Origin of the sequence: Selenomonas sp. FC4001 (assembly GCF_000701565.1) — a bacterium.
Lineage (GTDB): Bacteria > Bacillota > Negativicutes > Selenomonadales > Selenomonadaceae > Selenomonas_A > Selenomonas_A ruminantium_B.
The window spans coordinates 194,111-212,971 of the sequence record NZ_KL370793.1 but is presented as its reverse complement, the minus strand read 5'-3'; the positions used below and the strand labels follow the sequence as shown (position 1 = coordinate 212,971).

Annotated in this window: 14 protein-coding genes and 1 other annotated feature; of the genes, 13 read left to right on the top strand and 1 reads right to left on the bottom strand. The window is 50.2% G+C overall.

All coding sequences use genetic code 11. The annotated features are described in order from the left end of the window. The first annotated feature begins 7 nt into the window (after window positions 1–7). The 13 genes from T320_RS10685 to T320_RS10630 all read left to right on the top strand — a co-directional run bounded on the left by T320_RS10685 (window position 8) and on the right by T320_RS10630 (window position 18,260). Window positions 8–1,138, top strand: a complete 1,131-nt coding sequence (locus T320_RS10685; protein ID WP_037355637.1) for a sodium ion-translocating decarboxylase subunit beta — start codon at window positions 8–10, stop codon at window positions 1,136–1,138. A gap of 170 nt (window positions 1,139–1,308) precedes the next feature. Beyond that, window positions 1,309–3,195: a type I glutamate--ammonia ligase gene (locus tag T320_RS10680; protein WP_037355636.1), complete on the top strand. Its 1,887-nt coding sequence runs from the start codon at window positions 1,309–1,311 to the stop codon at window positions 3,193–3,195. Window positions 3,196–3,388: 193 nt separating this feature from the next. Further along, on the top strand, window positions 3,389–3,547 hold the full coding sequence (locus T320_RS14685) for a hypothetical protein (protein WP_156032816.1): 159 nt from the start codon (window positions 3,389–3,391) through the stop codon (window positions 3,545–3,547). A 200-nt stretch (window positions 3,548–3,747) separates the two neighbouring features. Then, window positions 3,748–3,982, top strand: a binding site (T-box leader). 49 nt (window positions 3,983–4,031) lie between these two features. Then, the gene (locus T320_RS10675; protein ID WP_037356527.1) at window positions 4,032–6,698 is read left to right on the top strand and encodes a valine--tRNA ligase; all 2,667 of its coding nucleotides are present in this window, start codon (window positions 4,032–4,034) and stop codon (window positions 6,696–6,698) included. 18 nt (window positions 6,699–6,716) lie between these two features. Beyond that, on the top strand, window positions 6,717–8,030 hold the full coding sequence (locus T320_RS10670) for a bifunctional folylpolyglutamate synthase/dihydrofolate synthase (protein WP_037355635.1): 1,314 nt from the start codon (window positions 6,717–6,719) through the stop codon (window positions 8,028–8,030). Continuing rightward, window positions 8,027–9,730: an O-antigen ligase family protein gene (locus tag T320_RS10665; protein ID WP_081824817.1), complete on the top strand. Its 1,704-nt coding sequence runs from the start codon at window positions 8,027–8,029 to the stop codon at window positions 9,728–9,730. Before T320_RS10670 ends, T320_RS10665 begins: the two co-directional genes overlap by 4 nt. Next, window positions 9,693–10,322 (top strand): redox-sensing transcriptional repressor Rex, encoded by a 630-nt coding sequence (locus tag T320_RS10660; protein WP_037355633.1) that lies wholly within the window; start codon window positions 9,693–9,695, stop codon window positions 10,320–10,322. The genes T320_RS10665 and T320_RS10660 overlap by 38 nt, the downstream gene beginning before the upstream one ends. Before the next feature lie 133 nt (window positions 10,323–10,455). After that, on the top strand, window positions 10,456–11,019 hold the full coding sequence (locus tag T320_RS10655; protein WP_051608727.1) for a cell division protein SepF: 564 nt from the start codon (window positions 10,456–10,458) through the stop codon (window positions 11,017–11,019). Between the two features lie 91 nt (window positions 11,020–11,110). Beyond that, a complete protein-coding gene (gene pepD, locus T320_RS10650) occupies window positions 11,111–12,559 on the top strand; it encodes a beta-Ala-His dipeptidase (protein WP_037355632.1) in 1,449 nt (482 codons plus the stop codon). Window positions 12,560–13,280: 721 nt separating this feature from the next. Next, window positions 13,281–15,080: a B12-binding domain-containing radical SAM protein gene (locus T320_RS10645; RefSeq protein ID WP_037355630.1), complete on the top strand. Its 1,800-nt coding sequence runs from the start codon at window positions 13,281–13,283 to the stop codon at window positions 15,078–15,080. A 100-nt stretch (window positions 15,081–15,180) separates the two neighbouring features. Beyond that, window positions 15,181–16,167 carry a Fic family protein gene (locus T320_RS10640; protein WP_037355628.1) on the top strand — a complete coding sequence of 329 codons (987 nt, stop codon included), beginning with the start codon at window positions 15,181–15,183 and terminating at the stop codon, window positions 16,165–16,167. A 36-nt stretch (window positions 16,168–16,203) separates the two neighbouring features. Beyond that, window positions 16,204–17,298: a PDDEXK nuclease domain-containing protein gene (locus tag T320_RS10635; RefSeq protein WP_037355626.1), complete on the top strand. Its 1,095-nt coding sequence runs from the start codon at window positions 16,204–16,206 to the stop codon at window positions 17,296–17,298. Further along, window positions 17,295–18,260, top strand: a complete 966-nt coding sequence (locus T320_RS10630; RefSeq protein ID WP_037355624.1) for a tRNA modification radical SAM protein MnmL/YtqA — start codon at window positions 17,295–17,297, stop codon at window positions 18,258–18,260. The genes T320_RS10635 and T320_RS10630 overlap by 4 nt, the downstream gene beginning before the upstream one ends. A 43-nt stretch (window positions 18,261–18,303) precedes the next feature. Here the strand turns inward: T320_RS10630 and T320_RS10625 are convergent, their stop codons facing one another. Next, window positions 18,304–18,768, bottom strand: coding sequence for an S-adenosylmethionine decarboxylase family protein (locus tag T320_RS10625; RefSeq protein WP_037355623.1), 465 nt, complete (start codon window positions 18,766–18,768; stop codon window positions 18,304–18,306). Between the last annotated feature and the right edge of the window lie 93 nt (window positions 18,769–18,861).

Here is an 18,861-nt window from a genome sequence, read left to right as displayed (position 1 = left end):
ATTTATTATGGAATTATTCAACGCATTTGCCGTTTCCCTGCAGGCCGTTTGGGCTGACAGCGGTTTCTCCGCGTTCACCATGGGCAATGGCATCATGATTCTCGTGGGTCTTGTACTTCTTTACATGGCAATCGTCAAGGAATTTGAGCCGCTGCTCTTAGGGCCGATTGCTTTTGGCTGTATCCTGGCTAACTTCCCGCGTACGGGATTTTTAGAGGAGCCGGGACTTATGCAGGCCATCCATTATGGTATTGCCAATGAAATTTTCCCGCCGCTGATTTTCTTGGGGATTGGTGCTATGACGGACTTTGGTCCGCTGCTGGCTCGTCCGGTTACCCTGCTCTTGGGCGCAGCTGCCCAGATTGGCGTGTTCGTGGCCCTCGTGGGTGCCATGCTCCTGGGCTTCACGGTGCAGGAAGCTGGTGCTATCGGTATCATCGGTGGTGCTGATGGCCCGACGGCTATCTACCTGTCCATTCAGATGGCGCCGCATCTTCTGGGCGCTATCGCTGTAGCAGCGTACTCCTACATGTCTCTGGTGCCGCTGATTCAGCCGCCGATTATGAAAGTGCTGACCTCGCAGAAAGAGCGTGAAGTCGCTATGGAACAGCTCCGCCCCGTAACGAAGTTCGAGCGCGTCTGCTTCCCGATTGTAGCTGCTATCATCATCAGCCTGCTGCTGCCGCCGATTGCCGCTCTGCTTGGCTGCCTGATGCTGGGTAACCTCTTCCGTGAATCCGGTGTTATGGACCGTCTTTCCGATACGGCCCAGAATTCTCTCTGCAATATCGTAACGATTTTCCTGGCAACCGGTACGGGCATGACCATGAATGCTGACGACTTCCTGCAGCCGGCAACGCTGCTGATTATCGGCCTTGGTCTGATTGCCTTTATGTCCGGTACGGCCGGTGGTGTGCTCTTTGGTAAGCTCATGTGCCGTCTGTCCGGTTGGAAGATCAATCCGCTGATTGGTTCCGCTGGTGTATCTGCTGTGCCGATGGCTGCCCGCGTAAGCCAGGTGGTCGGCATGAAGGCAAAACCGGGCAACTACCTGCTGATGCATGCTATGGGCCCGAACGTGGCTGGTGTTATCGGTACGGCAGTAGCTGCTGGTACGATGCTCGCCATGCTTAAGTAAAGTATACATAAAAATACATAGAAAAGGTCTTTACAAGAGGCTTTGGCTATGGTAATATCTTTCTCGTAAAGAAAAATATTTTTTGGCAATGGAGCCATGCAGACGTTATCCCCGTTTGGGGTGTGTTTGCATGGCTTTTTCGTATTTAATTATTGAAAGGGTGGTTTTACGTGGAAAATTTACTGTATGTGATTCCGGCGAATTCGAAAAAAGAGGATATTATCGAGCAGCTTAAGGCTCATCCGGAAATTAAATTCGTATCCCTCGTGGGTGTGGATATGGCCGGTAACGATACGGACGAAAAAATTCCCGTGCGCATCTTTATCAAGGACATTGATGAATTTTATGCCGGCACTGCAGTACAGACCGACGGTTCCTCCGTTGTGCTGACGGGTATTGCTACCCTGAACAATGCCAAGGTTGATATGCCCATTGACCCGTCCGTTAACTGGTTCGTGGATTACAACATGGAATTCTACGATGAAGAAACGGGCAAGCCGGTAGGTACCCTGCGTATTCCGTCCTTCCTCGTGCATGAAGGCAAGCGCGTTGACTCCCGCGCTGTGTTGGCTGACACGCTGAACTATGTAAAACAGGAACTGCTGGACACATTCAAGAAGCATCCGCAGATTTCCGGTCTTGAAAGCATCAACGGCAATGATGTTGTTGACATTCAGTTCACTTCCGCTACGGAATTGGAATTCTGGGTTAAGACGCCGCTCGAAGAAGCAGCCATCGAAGAAATGTCTGCTTCCCAGGTCATGCAGGAACAGTATTGGGAACGTACTCATGGCGCTGTGCGCACGGCAATGGAAAACTGCCTGCTCGAACTCGACAAATACGGCTTCAAGGTCGAAATGGGCCATAAGGAAGTCGGCGGCCTCAAAGCACAGATTGACGGCAGCGGCAACATGACCCATGTTTGCGAACAGCTGGAAATCGACTGGAAGTTTGCCGATGCCCTGCAGGCTGCTGATAACGAAATTTTCGTGCGCACGGTGGTTAAGGAAACCTTCCGTTCCATCGGCCTCGAAGTAAGCTTTAAGGCAAAACCGATGATTGGTCTGGCTGGTAACGGTGAACACACCCATATCGGCATGGCTGCTGTTACCAAAGATGGCAAGCTCCACAACCTCTTTACTGCAGATGACCAGCATAAGGATTTCATGAGCGCTATCGGTTATGGCTCCCTCATGGGTATGCTCAAGAACTACGAAGCCATCAATCCGTTTGTATCGGCTACCAATGACTCCCTGAACCGTCTGAAACCTGGTTTTGAAGCTCCGGTATGTATCGTTACGTCCCTGGGCCATCGTCCGGACCAGCCGTCCCGTAACCGTACGATTCTGGCCGGCCTGATTCGCGACCTGGGTAATCCGTATGCAACCCGCTTCGAACTCCGTGCCTGCAACCCGTACACCAATACCTATCTGGTGCTGGCTGCCATTTACTCCGCCTGCCTTGACGGCATCAAAGCTGCCGTTACTCATACCACGGCAGAACTTCTGACGGAACTTTCCAAGGACGCTGGGGAAGAAGGCTTCTATCTGGAGAAGAACCGTGCTTACCGCAGCGAAAATGACGTGTTCGAAGACTATACGGACGAAGAACGCGACCGTCTGTTCGGTGCACCTCCTGCAACGGTTTGGGAAAACATGCAGAACTTCGAGAACTATGCGGATAAGAAGGCCGTTATCACGGCTGGCGGTGCCCTTAATGACACGATTATCAATGCTTTCCGTGCCGGTGCACTGCTGCGCTGGAAGACGGAACTCATTGCCCGCATCATTCCGGAAAATCGCGACATCGTCCGCGCTGCCAAGGAAATCAAGGCTGAGTTCGTGACGGATTTGGATTCCTACAATTGGAACAAGATTAACGGCATTCGTTCTTACCTGGCTAAGGACAGCATCGACGAAAAATCTCTGTTCACCCTGCTTATCAATGCCCTGAACGAAGGCGATTACGCTGCCGCTTCCGGCCTGCAGGTGGAAATGTACGACAAGATGGAAGAACTCAAGGCTCTCTATGATTCCTATGTTAAAAATATGATTTAATATACGGCTAAAGAAAACTCCCGCCAATCAGACATTGGATTGGCGGGAGTTTTTTGTGTCTATCTGAATAAACAAAAATAATTCTAAGATTATTTTCATGTATACATAAGATGGAGAAGGAATCTGATATTCATCCGACGAATATGCTCTATATAGCTTGGATTTCTGACTTTATAAAAGGAGGATGCTGACGATGGAAGCCCTGTATGTTGTATTGTTTCTGCTGCCGTTGATTGTTGACCTCTGTATAGGTTATGATGCGTATATGAACTCTCACAGTGTGCGGAAAGCCATGGCCTGGTTTTTCGCCGGCGTAGTATCGCAGGTATTAGTGGGGTTGCCGATTCTTTGAAGAAAACCGGAATGGGATACCAGGTTTATGGAAATGTTATGATGAATTAGCGCCGATAGACAAAGACGGCGGTGAAGATGGAGCCTTTGACGTTGTCTTTGCGTTAAGAAAGCAGAAATCCAGGCTGATTAAGCAAATTGTTGGTAGGTCATTGTCAAGTGCTTGATTTTGTGGTAGAATTAACGCCGTATTAGAAATATAGCAGGGCAATGACTAAGAGGAGTAGGGCTGCGGCTGTGGCATAGAGAGGAAATGGTTGGTGGAAGTTTCCCCATGGCAGGTTTGAAGGTCGCTTAGGAGCTTCTGTGCTGAATGGAGTAGGTGCAGACGTCTGGCCGCGTTAAGGCTTTGAGCTGACTTGTCAAGTTGACATGTCAAATTGACGGGTCAGAAAACATTGGTGGTACCACGAAAGTATGCGCTTTCGTCCTTTGGGGCGAAGGCGCTTTTTAGTTTATTGAGGAGGATAATGATGAGCGAAGAAATGACGCAGGAAAACAACATTCCGAAGGTTTACGACCCGCAGTCGTTTGAAAAGAAATGGTATAAGTTCTGGGAGGAGAACAAACTCTTCCATGCAGAAGTGGACAAGAGCAAGAAGCCGTACAGCATGGTTATCCCGCCGCCAAATGTCACGGGTCAGCTGCACATGGGCCATGCGCTTGACAACACGCTGCAGGATATTCTGATTCGTTTCCGCCGCATGCAGGGCTACAATGCCGTTTGGATTCCGGGCTGTGACCATGCCGGTATCGCTACGCAGGCCAAGGTTGAGACTTCCCTGCGTGAAGAAGGCACGAACCGCTATGAACTGGGCCGCGAAAAGTTCCTCGAACGCGTTTGGGACTGGAAGGAACAGTATGGCAACCGCATCATGTCCCAGCTGCGTTCTTTGGGTTCTTCCTGTGACTGGGACCGCCAGCGTTTCACGATGGACGAAGGCTGCTCTGCGGCTGTGCGTGAAGTGTTCGTAAGCCTGTATGACAAGGGGCTTATTTATCAGGGCACGCGTATTACCAACTGGTGCCCGAATTGCAACACGGCCATTTCCGATATCGAAGTGGAACATGAAAACGAAAACGGCCATCTCTGGCATCTGCGCTATCAGGTAGAGGGCGAGGACCGCTACGTGGAAATCGCTACGACCCGCCCCGAAACCATGTTCGGTGATACGGGCGTAGCGGTGCATCCGGAAGATGAACGCTATAAGGATATCGTGGGCAAAACCTTGATTCTGCCGATTGTGAACCGCCGCATTCCGCTGTTCGCCGATGAATATGTCGATAAGGAATTCGGTACTGGTGCCGTTAAGGTTACACCGGCTCATGACCCCAACGACTTTGAAATGGGTCTGCGCCATAACCTCGAACAGATTAAGGTCATCAACAACGATGGTACGATGGGCGAGGGTGCTGGCAAGTACAACGGCATGGACCGTTACGAATGCCGCAAGGCACTCGTCAAAGAGCTCGAAGAACTCGGCGTACTCGTATCCGTTGAAGAACATGAACACGCTGTCGGTCACTGCTCCCGCTGCCACAGCACGATTGAACCGATGGTCTCCAAGCAGTGGTTCGTCAAGATGGAAAGCCTTGCCAAGCCGGCTATGGAAGCCGTTAAAGACGGCCGCATTAAGTTCGTGCCGGAACGCTTCAGCAAGATTTATCTGCAGTGGCTCGAAAATATCCGCGACTGGTGTATCTCCCGTCAGCTTTGGTGGGGCCATCGCATCCCTGCATGGTACTGCGATGAATGCGGTGAGACCAGCGTATCCCGTACGGATTTGACGGAATGCCCGCACTGCCATAGCAAGCATATCCATCAGGACGAAGACGTGCTTGACACCTGGTTCAGTTCCGGCCTCTGGCCGTTTGAAACCATGGGCTGGCCGAACGAGACGGAAGAGCTCAAGCATTTCTATCCGACGGCTACGCTCGTAACCGGTTACGACATCATCTTCTTCTGGGTAGCCCGTATGGTTATGATGGGCCTGGAATTCGGCAAGGATATTCCGTTCCATCATGTATTTATCCACGGTTTGGTTCGTGATAGCCAGGGCCGCAAGATGAGTAAGTCTTTGGGCAACGGTATTGACCCGGTAGAAGTTATTGAAAAATACGGTGCTGACACCCTGCGTTTCATGCTGATTACGGGCAACACGCCGGGCAACGATATGCGTTTCTACTGGGAACGTGTGGAAGGCGCCCGCAACTTTGCCAACAAGATTTGGAACGCTTCCCGCTATATGCTCATGAACCTCGAAGGCTTTGACAAGAGCTTCAAGCCTTCCGCGGAAGATTATACGCTGTCCGATAAATGGATTCTGTCCCGTTATGCGCGCACGGTGCGTGACGTTACGGAAAATCTGGACAAGTTCGAACTGGGCGAAGCCGGCCGTATGATTTATGAATTCATCTGGAATGAGTTCTGCGACTGGTATATCGAGCTCACGAAGGCACGTCTTTACGACAAGGAAAACGTCCGTGCCCGCAATACGGCCCTTTATGTGCTCTCCACGGTGCTCGAAGGCACGCTGCGCCTGCTGCATCCGTTCATGCCGTTCCTCACGGAAGAAATCTGGCAGAAGGTTCCCCATGATGATGCCCTCAAGAGCATTATGGAAACCAGCTGGCCGGAAGTTAAGGCCGAGTGCATCAGCGATGAAATCGAAGCCGATATGACGGCCATCATGGAAACAATCAAGACCGTCCGCAATATGCGTGCGGAAGTTGGCGCGGCTCCGAGCAAAAAGAGCGAGCTGATTCTGAATTTCACGGATGAATCCCTGCGCGCCGTATTTACGGAAAATCAGAGCTATCTTGACAAGCTGGCATCTTCTGACCCGATTACCATTCTGCCTGCTGGTGCCGACAAGCCGGAAAATGCGATGGCTGGTATGGTAAATGGCGTGGAAGTATTCCTGCCGCTCAAGGGCCTCATTGATGTGGATAAGGAAACGGCACGTCTTACGAAGGAACTGGAAAAACTCGACAAGGAAATCAGCCGCCTGGCCAAGAAACTGGGCAATGAAGGCTTCCTCGCCAAGGCTCCGGCTGATGTGGTAGCCGGTGAGAAGGAAAAACTGGCTGGTTATGAAGAAAAGAAAAAATCTGTGGAAGGCCGTATGCAGGATTTGGCCAAACTGAAATAATCGTTAGGAGAACCCTATATGAATTATCAGGAATCGCTGGCATATTTAGAAAGTCTCAATATATTTGGTATTAAACTCGGTCTGGAACGCATTCAAAAACTGCTGGCGCGTTTGGAACTGCCGCAGGAACGGTATCGCACGATTCATGTAACCGGCACCAATGGCAAAGGTTCGGTGTCCGCCATGCTGGCGGGCATCCTGCGCCATTCGGGCATCCATACGGGCTTTTACAGTTCCCCGCATCTCGTCTCCTATACGGAGCGGATAAGGGTGGACGGTCAGGCCATCAGCGAGCAGGAATTTGCCGATTGCCTGAGTTCCATCAAGGTCTATATCGACAAGATGATTGCAGACGGGGAGGAATGTCCGACCCAGTTTGAAGTGCTTACCGCACTGGCTTTCTTCTACTTTGCGATCAAGCATGTGGAATATGCCGTTATTGAAGTGGGACTTGGGGGGCTTCTGGATTCCACCAATGTCGTTGTGCCCGAGGTTTCCGTTATCACCAACGTGACCTTGGAGCATGCTGACCGTTGCGGCGGCACGCTGGAAGGGGTGGCCCATCATAAGGCGGGCATCATCAAAGATGATGTGCCCGTGGTCACGGCTGCGCAAGGTGTTGCCCTCGATATTATCCGTCAGCAGGCGGAGGAGAAAAACGCCGATATCTTTGTGGCAGGGGAGGACTTCAGCGCTGACTTTATCAGCTACGAAGGCAATTTCCAGCGGCTGGAATTCTCCTCTGGTCTGTTGGGGGCGGTGAAGGAACCCTATACCCTGCATCTTTTGGGCAAACATCAGATTGAAAATGCAGCCGTAGCGGTGATGGCCGCTAAACTCATTTCCAATTTGGACAGCCGCATTACGAATAAGACCATTGACGATGCTCTGACGCTTGTGAGCTGGCCTGCGCGTTTTGAACAGGCGGACTACAATGGGCAGAAAATCATCATCGATGGCGCCCATAATCCGGCCGGCATGACGGCGCTGCGGGAAAGCCTTGATTTGTATTTCCCTGCGTCGGAACGCGTACTGCTGCTGGGGATTCTGAAGGACAAGGATATCGACAACATGCTCGATATCCTGCTGCGTCCCAATGATACCGTGGTGGTTACAGTACCGCATTCGGACAGGGCATCTGACCCGCAGATTCTGGCGGGGAAGGTGGCGGCTCATGTGCAGCATGTGGAGGCCATTGCCGACAATAATGAAGCCATGAACCGGGCCCTTGAACTTGCCAATGGAGAAAAGCTCCTGATTATGGCCGGCTCCCTTTATCTCGTGGGCGGCCTGCGCAAACTCCTGATGGATAAGAAGGGGGGAGAAGCATGAGCAAGAATATTTCCCCGGAAATGGAAATGGTGAAAGCCAAGCGGAGGGAGGCATCCAGAGCGAAATGGCGGGGACGGTTTGCCAAATGGTCCTGGAATTTCGTGCTGGCAGAGGCTTTTCTGCTGGCCCTGCATCCGCCGGCAGCTACCGCCGCTTTGTTGATTGCAACGGTGTTGACGGTACTGCATTTTCGCACGGATGCTGACTTTAAGTTCCGCCAGCTGCCCTTTGATGTGCCTGTTGCCCTCTTTGTGTTCTTGAGCGGCGTTTCCATTATGGTTTCGCCGGACAAGGGCTTTAGTTTCTACAACTGGTACAATCTGGTGGGCGTGTATGTTCTGACCTACTTTGTCGTGGGACAGAATGTGCGCAGCGTCCGGCAGGTGAAGGAACTGCTGCTGGTCATTGGGATGGCGGCGGTGTTCGTCCTGCTCTACGGCTTCTATCAGTTCATCTTCGGCATTGATATCAGCGCCATGAAATGGGTGGACGGCGACGCCTTCCCCGAATTGCGGAAGCGCGTGTTTTCCACTTGGGAAAATCCCAACATTCTGGCCGGGTATCTGGATATTATCATCTGTCTGGCTTTTGGCCTGTTCATCAAGGCCGGAACCAAACAGAAGCGCATTGTGCTGGGCGTGCTGCTGGCGGCAGGTGCGGCCTGTCTGGCCATGACCTATGCCCGCGGAGCGTGCCTCGTTATTGCCGTGATTTTTGCCGTCTATGGTATGCTTAAGGACTGGCGGGTACTGGCAGCCTGCGTTGGCGTGGCTGTGCTGCTGCTGGTGGCTGACCCTGTGCTCTATGAGCGCCTGACCTCTGTGTTCACCAAGGTGGACACCTCTTCGGAAATGCGGCTGGCATTCTGGGAAAGCACTGTGGCCATGATTCAGGACCATCCATTCCTCGGAATTGGCTGGGGCGCCTACTGGATGGTGTACCCCGAATACGATTTCTATCTGCAGGGGGCCGATATCCGTATCGTTCATGCCCATAATATGTACCTGAACTATGCGGCAGAAATCGGCGTGCCGGGAATGCTGGCCTTTATGTGGCTGTTCTTTGGTTCCCTGTTTACGGCACTGCGGCAGAAGTTCGCTGCACCGCAGCCGGTGATTCCGGCGCCGACACCTTTCGATTATAACGAGGATGCGGCCGCGGATGTGGAACTTAAAAAAGTGGCCGACAGCGTGCAGGTGGAGGAAGAAAAAACGGAAACGCCTATCTGGCAGGACTTTATCGAGTGGCCGGATTGGCGGCTGCTGGCAGGCGCTTCGGCAGGTCTGGGGCTGGCGTTAATCTCCATTGCTCTGAACGGCCTGACGGACCATTTGCTCTTTAACATTCCTTCTTCCATGTTCCTCTGGCTCATGCTGGCCTTTATTGCGGCTGTGGCTGAGCTCAAGCGGGAAAAGGACGCAGAAGGCGCCGCGGAAGCGGAGAAAGAAGCAGATGCAATCCCGGAAGTACCAGCGTTTTTGGAAGCGGAGCTGAAAGCAGAAGAATTGCCGAAAGTGCAGTCAGAAGTGCAGCCGGAAGAACAGGAAGCCGAACCGGCAAGCGCTGAAACAGAAACAGAAACAGAAGCTGCTCCGGAAGAATCCACGGAAACGGACGGAGCAGAAGCTGAAGAAATTATCGAAAAAGAGGAGGCGGGAACAGATGAAAAGTCCGACAACCATATCAAAGGCGACCATTGACCGCCTGCCTTTGTATTTTCGCACCCTGCGGCTGGCTCAGGACGAGGGCTTGGATATTATTTCCTCCGATGAACTGGGCCGCCGCCTGGGGATTACCCCGGAGCAGATTCGCAAAGACCTGGCCTCCTTCGGTCAGTTCGGCAAGAAGGGCGTGGGCTATTTTGTCAACGAACTCAAGCGCAATGTGGGTGGCATTTTGGGGCTGGACAACCATTGGAACATTGCCATTATCGGCATTGGTCATTTGGGGGCAGCGCTGGCCAACTTCCATAACTTTGTGACTTTGGGCTTTAACCTCGTGGCCCTCTTTGATGAGGACCCGGATGTCATTGGTACCACTGTGAATCATGTGAAGGTGGAGGACATTGCCAATCTGGAACAGATTGTAAAGGAGCGGCAGATTCATATCGGCATTATCGCCGTGCCGGCAGCCTTTGCCCAGGGTGTGGCTGACAAACTGGTTTCTGCGGGGGTCAAGGGAATTTGGAATTTTGCCCCCATCAAGATGGAAGTGCCTGCAGGGATGCATATCGTCAACGAAGACTTGTCCGTTGGCCTCAGCAGTCTTTCCTATCACATCACCCGTCAATGAAAAAAATATGAAAATTTTATTGCAGGAGTTTTGCTTTTTCTGTGGAACTGTGTTATCATAAGAAAAGTAAAATGGGATTAGGAATCAGTGAAATTATTGATAAATTGAATTACTACTGGAAGGACGATTGAAAATGGGGCCATTTGCAAAGATTGCTGACAAATTTTCGGGCTTGGTTGATGTCATCATGCCTTTAAATGATGAGTACGAAGAAGAGATGGATGAAATTGAAGAGGAACTGGCAGAGAAGAAGAAACAGAAATCTGCTATGAAGTCCAGCCGCAGAAGCAGCATGGCTAGTGCCAGCTACGCTGCGGAGTACAAGGTATCCAATGGTGATTCCATTCGGGTGGAGCGTCCAGCTTTTGGGAATGAAAAAGGTGCCTTCCGGCAGAAGAAATCCCAGCCTCAGCTGACGGTACATACCACGAAGCAGCCGCAGCTCAAGATGCAGATTTATGCACCGCGCAATTTTGAACAGGTGACGGCCATTGCCGATGACCTCAAAGCTGGCAAGGCTTGCGTGGTCAATTATGAGCAGATTGAAGCGCTGGAACAGCGTCGCATTTGTGATTTCGTAAACGGCGTTTGCTATGTTTTGGATGGCTCGGCAAAACGCGTTTCGAATCAGATTATGCTTTATGTGCCCAATGGGGTGGATGTGGCAGAGGCCATGACCATGGCACTTACGGATTGACAGCTGCCCGCAGATAATTTTGATTTAGTTAGACCAGGCAGTCTCTTCGGGGATTGTCTGGTCTATTTGTTTTGTAAAGGATGGAGATAGTATGGCACAGAATAATGAAATACTGGAAGGCGTATTAAGCGAATTCGAAAAATTGGCGGCAATTCCCCGCAAGTCTGGGCACGAACAGGCTGTCAGCGATTTTCTGAAAAAATATCTGACGGAGCTGGGCTTTGCTGTAACCCAGGATGAGAAGAATAATATCATTGCCGATAAGCCGGCTTGCTCTGGATTTGAAAATGCGCCGCTGACCATTCTGCAGGGCCATATGGACATGGTCTGCGTGGCCGCTGAAGGCGTAGCTTTTGACCCGCTCAAGGATGCCATCAAGCTCGTGCGGGATGAAAAATTCCTGCGCGCTGACGGCACGAGCCTTGGTGCGGATGACGGTATTGGCGTGACGGAAGCCATCTACATCATGAAAAATGCCAAGGACCATGGCCCGCTGCGCATGATTGTGACGGTAGACGAAGAACAGGGCATGACCGGTGCTATTCATCTCGATGCGAAACATCTGCAGGATGCCAAGTTCCTGATTAACTGCGATTCGGAAAACTATGATGAACTGACGGTGGGCAGCGCCGGCAGTGTTAATCTCGACTTCTCCCGCGAAATCAAATGGGTGAAGCCGGAAATGACGATGGCTTGGCAGATTGAAGTTAAGGGTCTCTTGGGCGGCCACTCCGGCGAGCGCATCGGCGACGGCCGTGGCAATGCCATCCGCACCCTGGCTATGACGCTCGCGGCACTTTCCGCTGAAGGTGAAGTAGAATTGGCAGCATTTAACGGCGGCAAGGCCCGCAATGCTATCCCCGACGATGCCCGTATGACTATCGTGACGGATTTGGACAAAGTGGCTATCGAAAAAGTGCTGAATGACCAGATGGAACGCTTCAATAAGATGTATGGAAGTGTTGACCCGAATGCCCGTTTTGAACTGAAGAACGTAGATATGCCGGAACAGGTGATGAATGCCGGCGATATGACCCGCCTGATTCGCCTGTTGACCATTCTGCACACGGGAACCTTCGCCATGTCCACGGTGATTCCGGGCCTTGTGGAAACGTCTGCCAACCTTGGCGTAGTCGAAACTACGGATACGGAAGTCAAGGTGCAGTACTTCCCGCGTTCTGCTGTAGACCAGAAGCTCGACGAATTCCGCTTTATGGCTGAAGAATGGGGCGCACTCACCGGCTTTACGGCGCATATCGGCACGCAGTCCCCGGGCTGGAAGGAAAACAAGGACAGCAAGCTGGCTAAAATCATGGCCGATACCTTCAAGAAGCAGAATGGCAAGAATATGAAGGTCGAAACCATCCATGCCGGCCTCGAATGCGGCTGGCACTTCCGCAAAAATCCGCAGCTCGATATGGTGTCTATCGGCGTAACGACCATGGATATCCATAGCCCGAAGGAACGCCTGCTGCTTGAAACCGTAAAACCGCAGGTGGATTTGATTGTGGAAACTTTGCATGAGATTGCAAAAATGTAAGAGAACAGAAGAAGGGCTGTGAAATAACCCTTCAATACAGAAAGTGCGTTGACATAAATTATCAACGCACTTTTTGCAAATTGCAGTTTATCGATGTTATTACGAGATTGAACTAATTTGTTACAGCTCAGTTTGGGCGTAGGTGGTAATACTTTTCGCCGTTGCACTGAATGACCCACAAGTAAATGTATGGGCTTTTTAGTTACCTGCGCCGGGCAAGACCGGCGGCGCGTATGTTCAGCCCAGTGTTTAGTCTATGCCGTTTGTGGGCCAGTCCTCACTGCGTTCGGACAGTCGTTCCACGGCGAAAAGCATCACCACCTCCGCCCTAAGTTGCATCTGCATTAAATGTATTTTTCTCGGTGATAAGCAGCAAGTACATCGATGTTCTTGTTACGGGAGCAACGAGTTCTTGGCAATAGTATAGGCCGTAGCTTGGGTCGGACGGGGGAGTGATTTTTCTGTAGGGAGCGACTGCCTGAACGAAGTGAAGGCTGGCCCCATGTAGTCCCCAGCTAAGCAAATACGCTGAAAGCAGCGCCGTTGGCTTGCCCGGCGCGAGTAACTGGACAGCGCTACTTTGCGAAGGGGTCGTTTAGCGGAAAACAGAAAAATTACTTCCCCGTCCGTCCCAAACTACGTATGAACAAGATACCTTTACCACGAACTAACAAACAAACTGCAATTTCATGGCACCTTTATTTAATTAGGAGATTTGTACATGGACGAAAATAAAATTCTTTGGCTGGCTCTTAACGCCAAGTATTCCCATACATCGTTATCTGTCCGCTATTTGCGGCAGGCGGTGCCGGGCTCGGAAATCATGGAGCTGACCATCAATCATCAGCTGCTCGCGATGCTTGGGGAAATTTATAGTGCCCAGCCGAAGGTGCTCGGGATTTCCTGTTATATTTGGAATATTGAGCTTGTAAAATCGCTGTTAAAACTTCTGCCTGCGGCCTTGCCGGACACCATCATCATTTGTGGCGGCCCAGAGGTTTCTTATGGCGTAACAGATTTTATGACGGATTTTCCCATGGTGGATTATGTCTGCCGTGGAGAGGGCGAGGAGGCTTTGCCGAAGCTGGTAGAGCAGCTGCAGGCGGCCGCTTTTGACCAGTCAAAAGTCAACGGTCAGCTTGATATGTCAACTATTCCTGGCATTGCCTGGCGCAGTCTGACTGGTCAAATCAATGAGGGGCAGGATGTGACGGTGGCAGATTTTGCGGGCAAGGTGCCCTTTGCCTATCGCGCAGAGGAAATGACGGATATAAAGGAGCGGATTCTCTATTACGAAACCAGCCGCGGCTGTCCTTTTTCCTGTGCCTATTGTCTTTCCTGTGCCACGGCGGGCGTGCGCTTTTTGCCGTTAGAGCGGGTGTTCAAGGAATTGGATTTCTTTGTTGCCCATGATGTGCGGCAGGTGAAATTCGTTGACCGTACGTTTAATGCCAAGAAATCTCATTTTTTGCCTATCCTGCAGTATCTCTTAAAACTGCCGGCTGACTGCCGCACGAATTTTCATTTTGAGGTGGCGATTGACTATCTGGATGAAGAAGTCATGCAGGTGCTTGCGCAGCTACCTAAAGGACGTGTGCAGCTCGAAATCGGCATTCAGTCTACCAATCCAGCGACGCTAAAAGCTGTTTCCCGCGTAAATCATTGGCAGGATATTGCTGACCATATCAAGAGGATTATGGGATTCCACAATATGCACCTGCATGTGGACTTGATTATCGGCCTGCCAGGGGAGGGCATAGAATCCTTCCATAAATCCTTCAATGATGTCTATGCTTTGCAGACGGATATGCTGCAGCTGGGCTTTTTGAAGTTCCTCAAAGGGGCCGCGATGATGAACTTAGTTCAGCTCTATCATTATCGCTATATGCCCATGGCGCCCTATGAAGTGCTGCAAAGTGATGCGTTGAGCTACGGTGAAATTCGCTGGTTCCACAGTTTTGAACAGGTCTTTGAACTCTATTACAACGCAGGGCGCTGCCGTCAGACGGCAAACTATCTGATTCAGGAATGTGAGCAGGGCGATGCTTTTGTCTTTTGGCAGAAGTTTACCGACTGGTGGGAGGGCAAGGGCTTCCATAAAATCGGACATAGTACGAAGAATCTTTACGGCTATCTGCGGGATTTTGCTTTTGCGACATATGAACTGTCAGCAGAGCTTATGGACAATTTACTGCGCTATGATGCCCTGCTCTCCGATGGCGGCAAAATCCGTCCCGAAAACCTTAATTGGAACCGCCTGCAGTATCAGAATATCACCGCCGACTTCTGGAAGGGCGCCCCGAGCCGTGTGCGGGCCTATCTGCCGGATTACGAATTCACCAACTGGCGGGATGTGAATAAGAAATACCATATTGAGGTCTTTGACTATAATATGATGTTGACAAGTCAAGAGTTGACATGTCAAAAACTGACTTGTCAACCGACGGCCCTGTTGTTTGACTATACTGCAGATGAGCCAATATGCCAGCGGATTGAACTGGAGCTTGGCTCTGAGGACTAAGGTTGGCAGTGATTTTGATTGTCAAGAATGCAACTTAGGTGTAAGATAGTATACAAGAAAGTATATAAGATAATATATAAGATGAGGGAGGGAAGTGGGCATGGAAAATCGTCCTCCATATACGATAAATAATGAGATGCTCGGTTTGGTGGCAACGATATCAACCAAACTGGGGCGTATCATGCATTACCAGGATATGTCTGCTTATCCTCGCTTGCGCAGGAATAATCGTATTGAATCCATACATTCATCGTTGGCCATAGAGGCAAATTCTTTGACGCTGGGCAATGTGCGGGATGTCATTGCGGGAAAAGCTGTGGCAGGACCTGAGCGTGAAATACGCGAAGTCAAAAATGCCTATGCCGCTTATGCAGAATTAGCTGACCTCAATCCCTACCGTTTAGAAGAGTTATTGCGCTTGCATGGTGTTATGACAGCAGGATTGGCGCGGGAGTCCGGAAAATTGCGCAGTGGTGAGGAAGGTGTGTTCGCTGGTGGCAAGTGCATTTTTATGGCACCACCGGCCAAGTTCGTGCCGGGACAAATGGAAGATTTATTTGCATGGCTGCGAGAAGAACGCAATCATATTCAGCCGTTGCTGTTATCCTCAATATTTCATTATGAGTTTGTCTTCATTCATCCCTTTGCTGATGGCAATGGACGCATGGCAAGATTGTGGCAGACGGCGCTATTGGCTCAGTGGCAGCCAATCTTTGCTTACTTGCCTATTGAGAATCAGATTTACAAATATCAAAGCGAATATTATGCGGCCATAAGTGCCGCACATCGGGCTGGGGAGTCTACACCATTTATCATCTTTATGTTGCACATGATTGATGCGGTGATGGATGAGCTTTTGGAAAAAGATGTTTTGGACGAAGACAATGAATGTGTCAAAAAACTGCTGGCAGTCATGGAATATGATATTTCCTATAAGGCAAAGGAACTGCAGGAAATGTTGGGATTGAAGGCCACAGCGGGCTTGAAGCGCAACTACATTGAGCCTGCTATGAGGCAGGGCTTGATTGCCATGACCATACCGGACAAGCCGACCAGCCGTAATCAGCGGTATTATAGGATTAGGTAGGTTATATTGGAAAATGCGCGAAATGAGAGGGTATTTATGGATAAAGATTTGGCAAAGGAAGAAGATAGCAGTCAGCTGACTGAACAGATAGTTCGACTGATTGAAAATGCCAAGCGGCATGTTGCAGCTCAGGTCAATTCGGCTATGGTATGTACATATTATGAGATCGGTCGTATGATTGTGGAGCACGAACAGCAGGGCAAGATTAGGGCTAAGTATGGGACGAAAATCATACCAGAATTGGCCAAACGACTGACAGCGCGGCTGGGAAAGGGCTTTTCTAAGAGCAATTTGGCCAATATGCGCCAGTTTTATATTGTCTATTCCAAACGGTTTATTGACTCGAATGATAGAGCATCAATTTTCCAAACAGCGTCTGGAAAATCAGAGGGAGTTTCGTCAATTTCACAGACACTGTCTGGAAAATTCCTGCTTAGCTGGTCACACTATCTGTTCTTGATGGGGATTTCTAATCCTCAAGAACGTCTTTTTTATGAGCAAGAAGCTGCTAATGAGCGTTGGAGCCTAAGAGAATTGAAACGTCAGTTTAATTCTGCGTTATATGAACGGCTGGCACTGTCCAGAGATAAGAATGAAGTAAGTGAATTGTCCAAGCAGGGACTGATTGTGGAAAGTCCGGCAGATATTGTCAAAGACCCTTATGTATTGGAGTTTTTAGGTTTGCCCGAGAATAGCAGTTATTCGGAATCTAAGCTGGAAGAATGTATTATTGATGAATTACAGAATTTCTTGATGGAACTAGGAAAAGGATATACTTTTGTGGGCAGGCAAGTGCGTTTGACTTTTGATGAACAGCATTTCTATGTGGATTTGGTGTTTTTCAATCGTTTGTTGCAATGTTTTGTGTTGATTGACTTGAAAATAGGCGATATTACTCATCAGGATATAGGTCAAATGCAGATGTATGTGAATTACTATGACCGCAAGATCAAATTGTCTACAGAAAATCCTACCGTGGGGATTTTGCTTTGTAAGAAGAAGAACGATGCTCTTGTAGAGATGACCTTGCCGAAGGACAATTCCCAGATTTTTGCCAGCAAGTATGAACTCGTATTGCCGAACAAAGAAGAGCTGATGCGGCTATTAGAAGAAAAATTCAGTGAGGAATGACATTGGAACAACAAATATATCGAGCATTTTCCGATTATCTAAAAGACCGCTACGGCGAGAAGGTCTATAAACTGCCGATTGCACTGCCTGTGACCTGTCCGAACCGGGACGGCACCTGTGGCAATGGTGGGGCAGGCTGTACGTTCTGCGGGGAGATTGGCACGGGCTATGAGAACCTGCCGGCGTCAATGACGATTACGGAGCAGATGGAGGCCAACAAGGCGCATATCGTGCCGAAGTACAAGGCGAAGAAGTTTATTCCCTATCTGCAGAATTTTAGCAACACCTACACCACGCCGGAAAAATTGGCGGCTTGGGTGGATGAAGCCGGAGCGCCGGAGGATGTGGTGGCGGTGTATATCGCCACCCGTCCTGACTGTGTAAGCGACGAGCATCTGGCAGTTCTGCAGGCACAGAAGGAGAAGCACAATATTGACATTTGCGTGGAACTGGGGCTGCAGAGTACCAATGTTCATACTTTGGTGGAGATTAATCGCGGCCATACGCTGGCTGAACTTATTGATGCCATTTTGCGCATTAAGAAATTCGGCCTGCAGTCCTGCGTCCATCTGATACTCAATCTTCCTTGGGATGATGAGCTGGATGTGATTGAGGATGCCAAGATTTTGTCGGCTTTGGGCGTTGACCAGGTGAAGCTACATGCCCTCTACATCGTCAAGGGCACAGCTATGGCCAAAGACTACGAAGCGGGCAAAATCAAAATGATTACCCTGCCGGAGTATGAGGACCGGGTCATAAAGTTTTTGGAGCATCTTTCCCCGGAGATTGTCCTGCAGAGAATCATCGGCCGGGCGCCGGAGGAGAACACGCTCTTTTCCAACTGGCACACGGGCTGGTGGAAAATCCGCGACCATATCATCAACGTGATGCGGCAGGAGGGGCGCTATCAGGGACGGCTCTGTGATTATCTGAACGGCAAGGCCGTGCGTAAATTTTGTTAAAAAAACAGCGTGTACTGCTCGTGGTGAGCGTACACGCTGTTTTTTACTGCTGGTTGTTGTTGCGGCGGGCCAGGATGCGGATGACCTTGGCGCCGGTGTTATGAATCTTGCGCAGGGGCGCAACTTTTGTTTTCACCTTGGGCTTGATTTCCTTGGGAGCACCGAAGTCGCCACGCTTTAAGACTGTGGTCTTGGTTTTGTCGGGCTTAAAGAAGGCGCGGATGGCCTGGCCTAATTTATCCGGCTCGGCATCTTCCTGACAGAGGAAGACATCCAAAGCAACATATTTCATTTTGGGATAAACGTGCAGGGTGATGTGACCGTCAGCGAGAGTCAGCATCAAAGCATTGTGGCCGTTATCCAGTGCCTCAGCGGAGAAGCTCATCAGCTGCAATTCCAAATCCTGCAGAATTTTTTTGAGCATATCTAAAATGAGTTCGTTATCGTCTAACTGGTGGTTCTGGCAATTAAATAAATCCGCGGTCAAATGGCGGGCTAAGATTTTCATATTGTCTTCTCCTTTTTACGTCATAAGCTATATTATAATTGATAATTAGACAGTTCGTCAAATTTTCCTGCTTGAAGGCGGGGGATTTCTTGC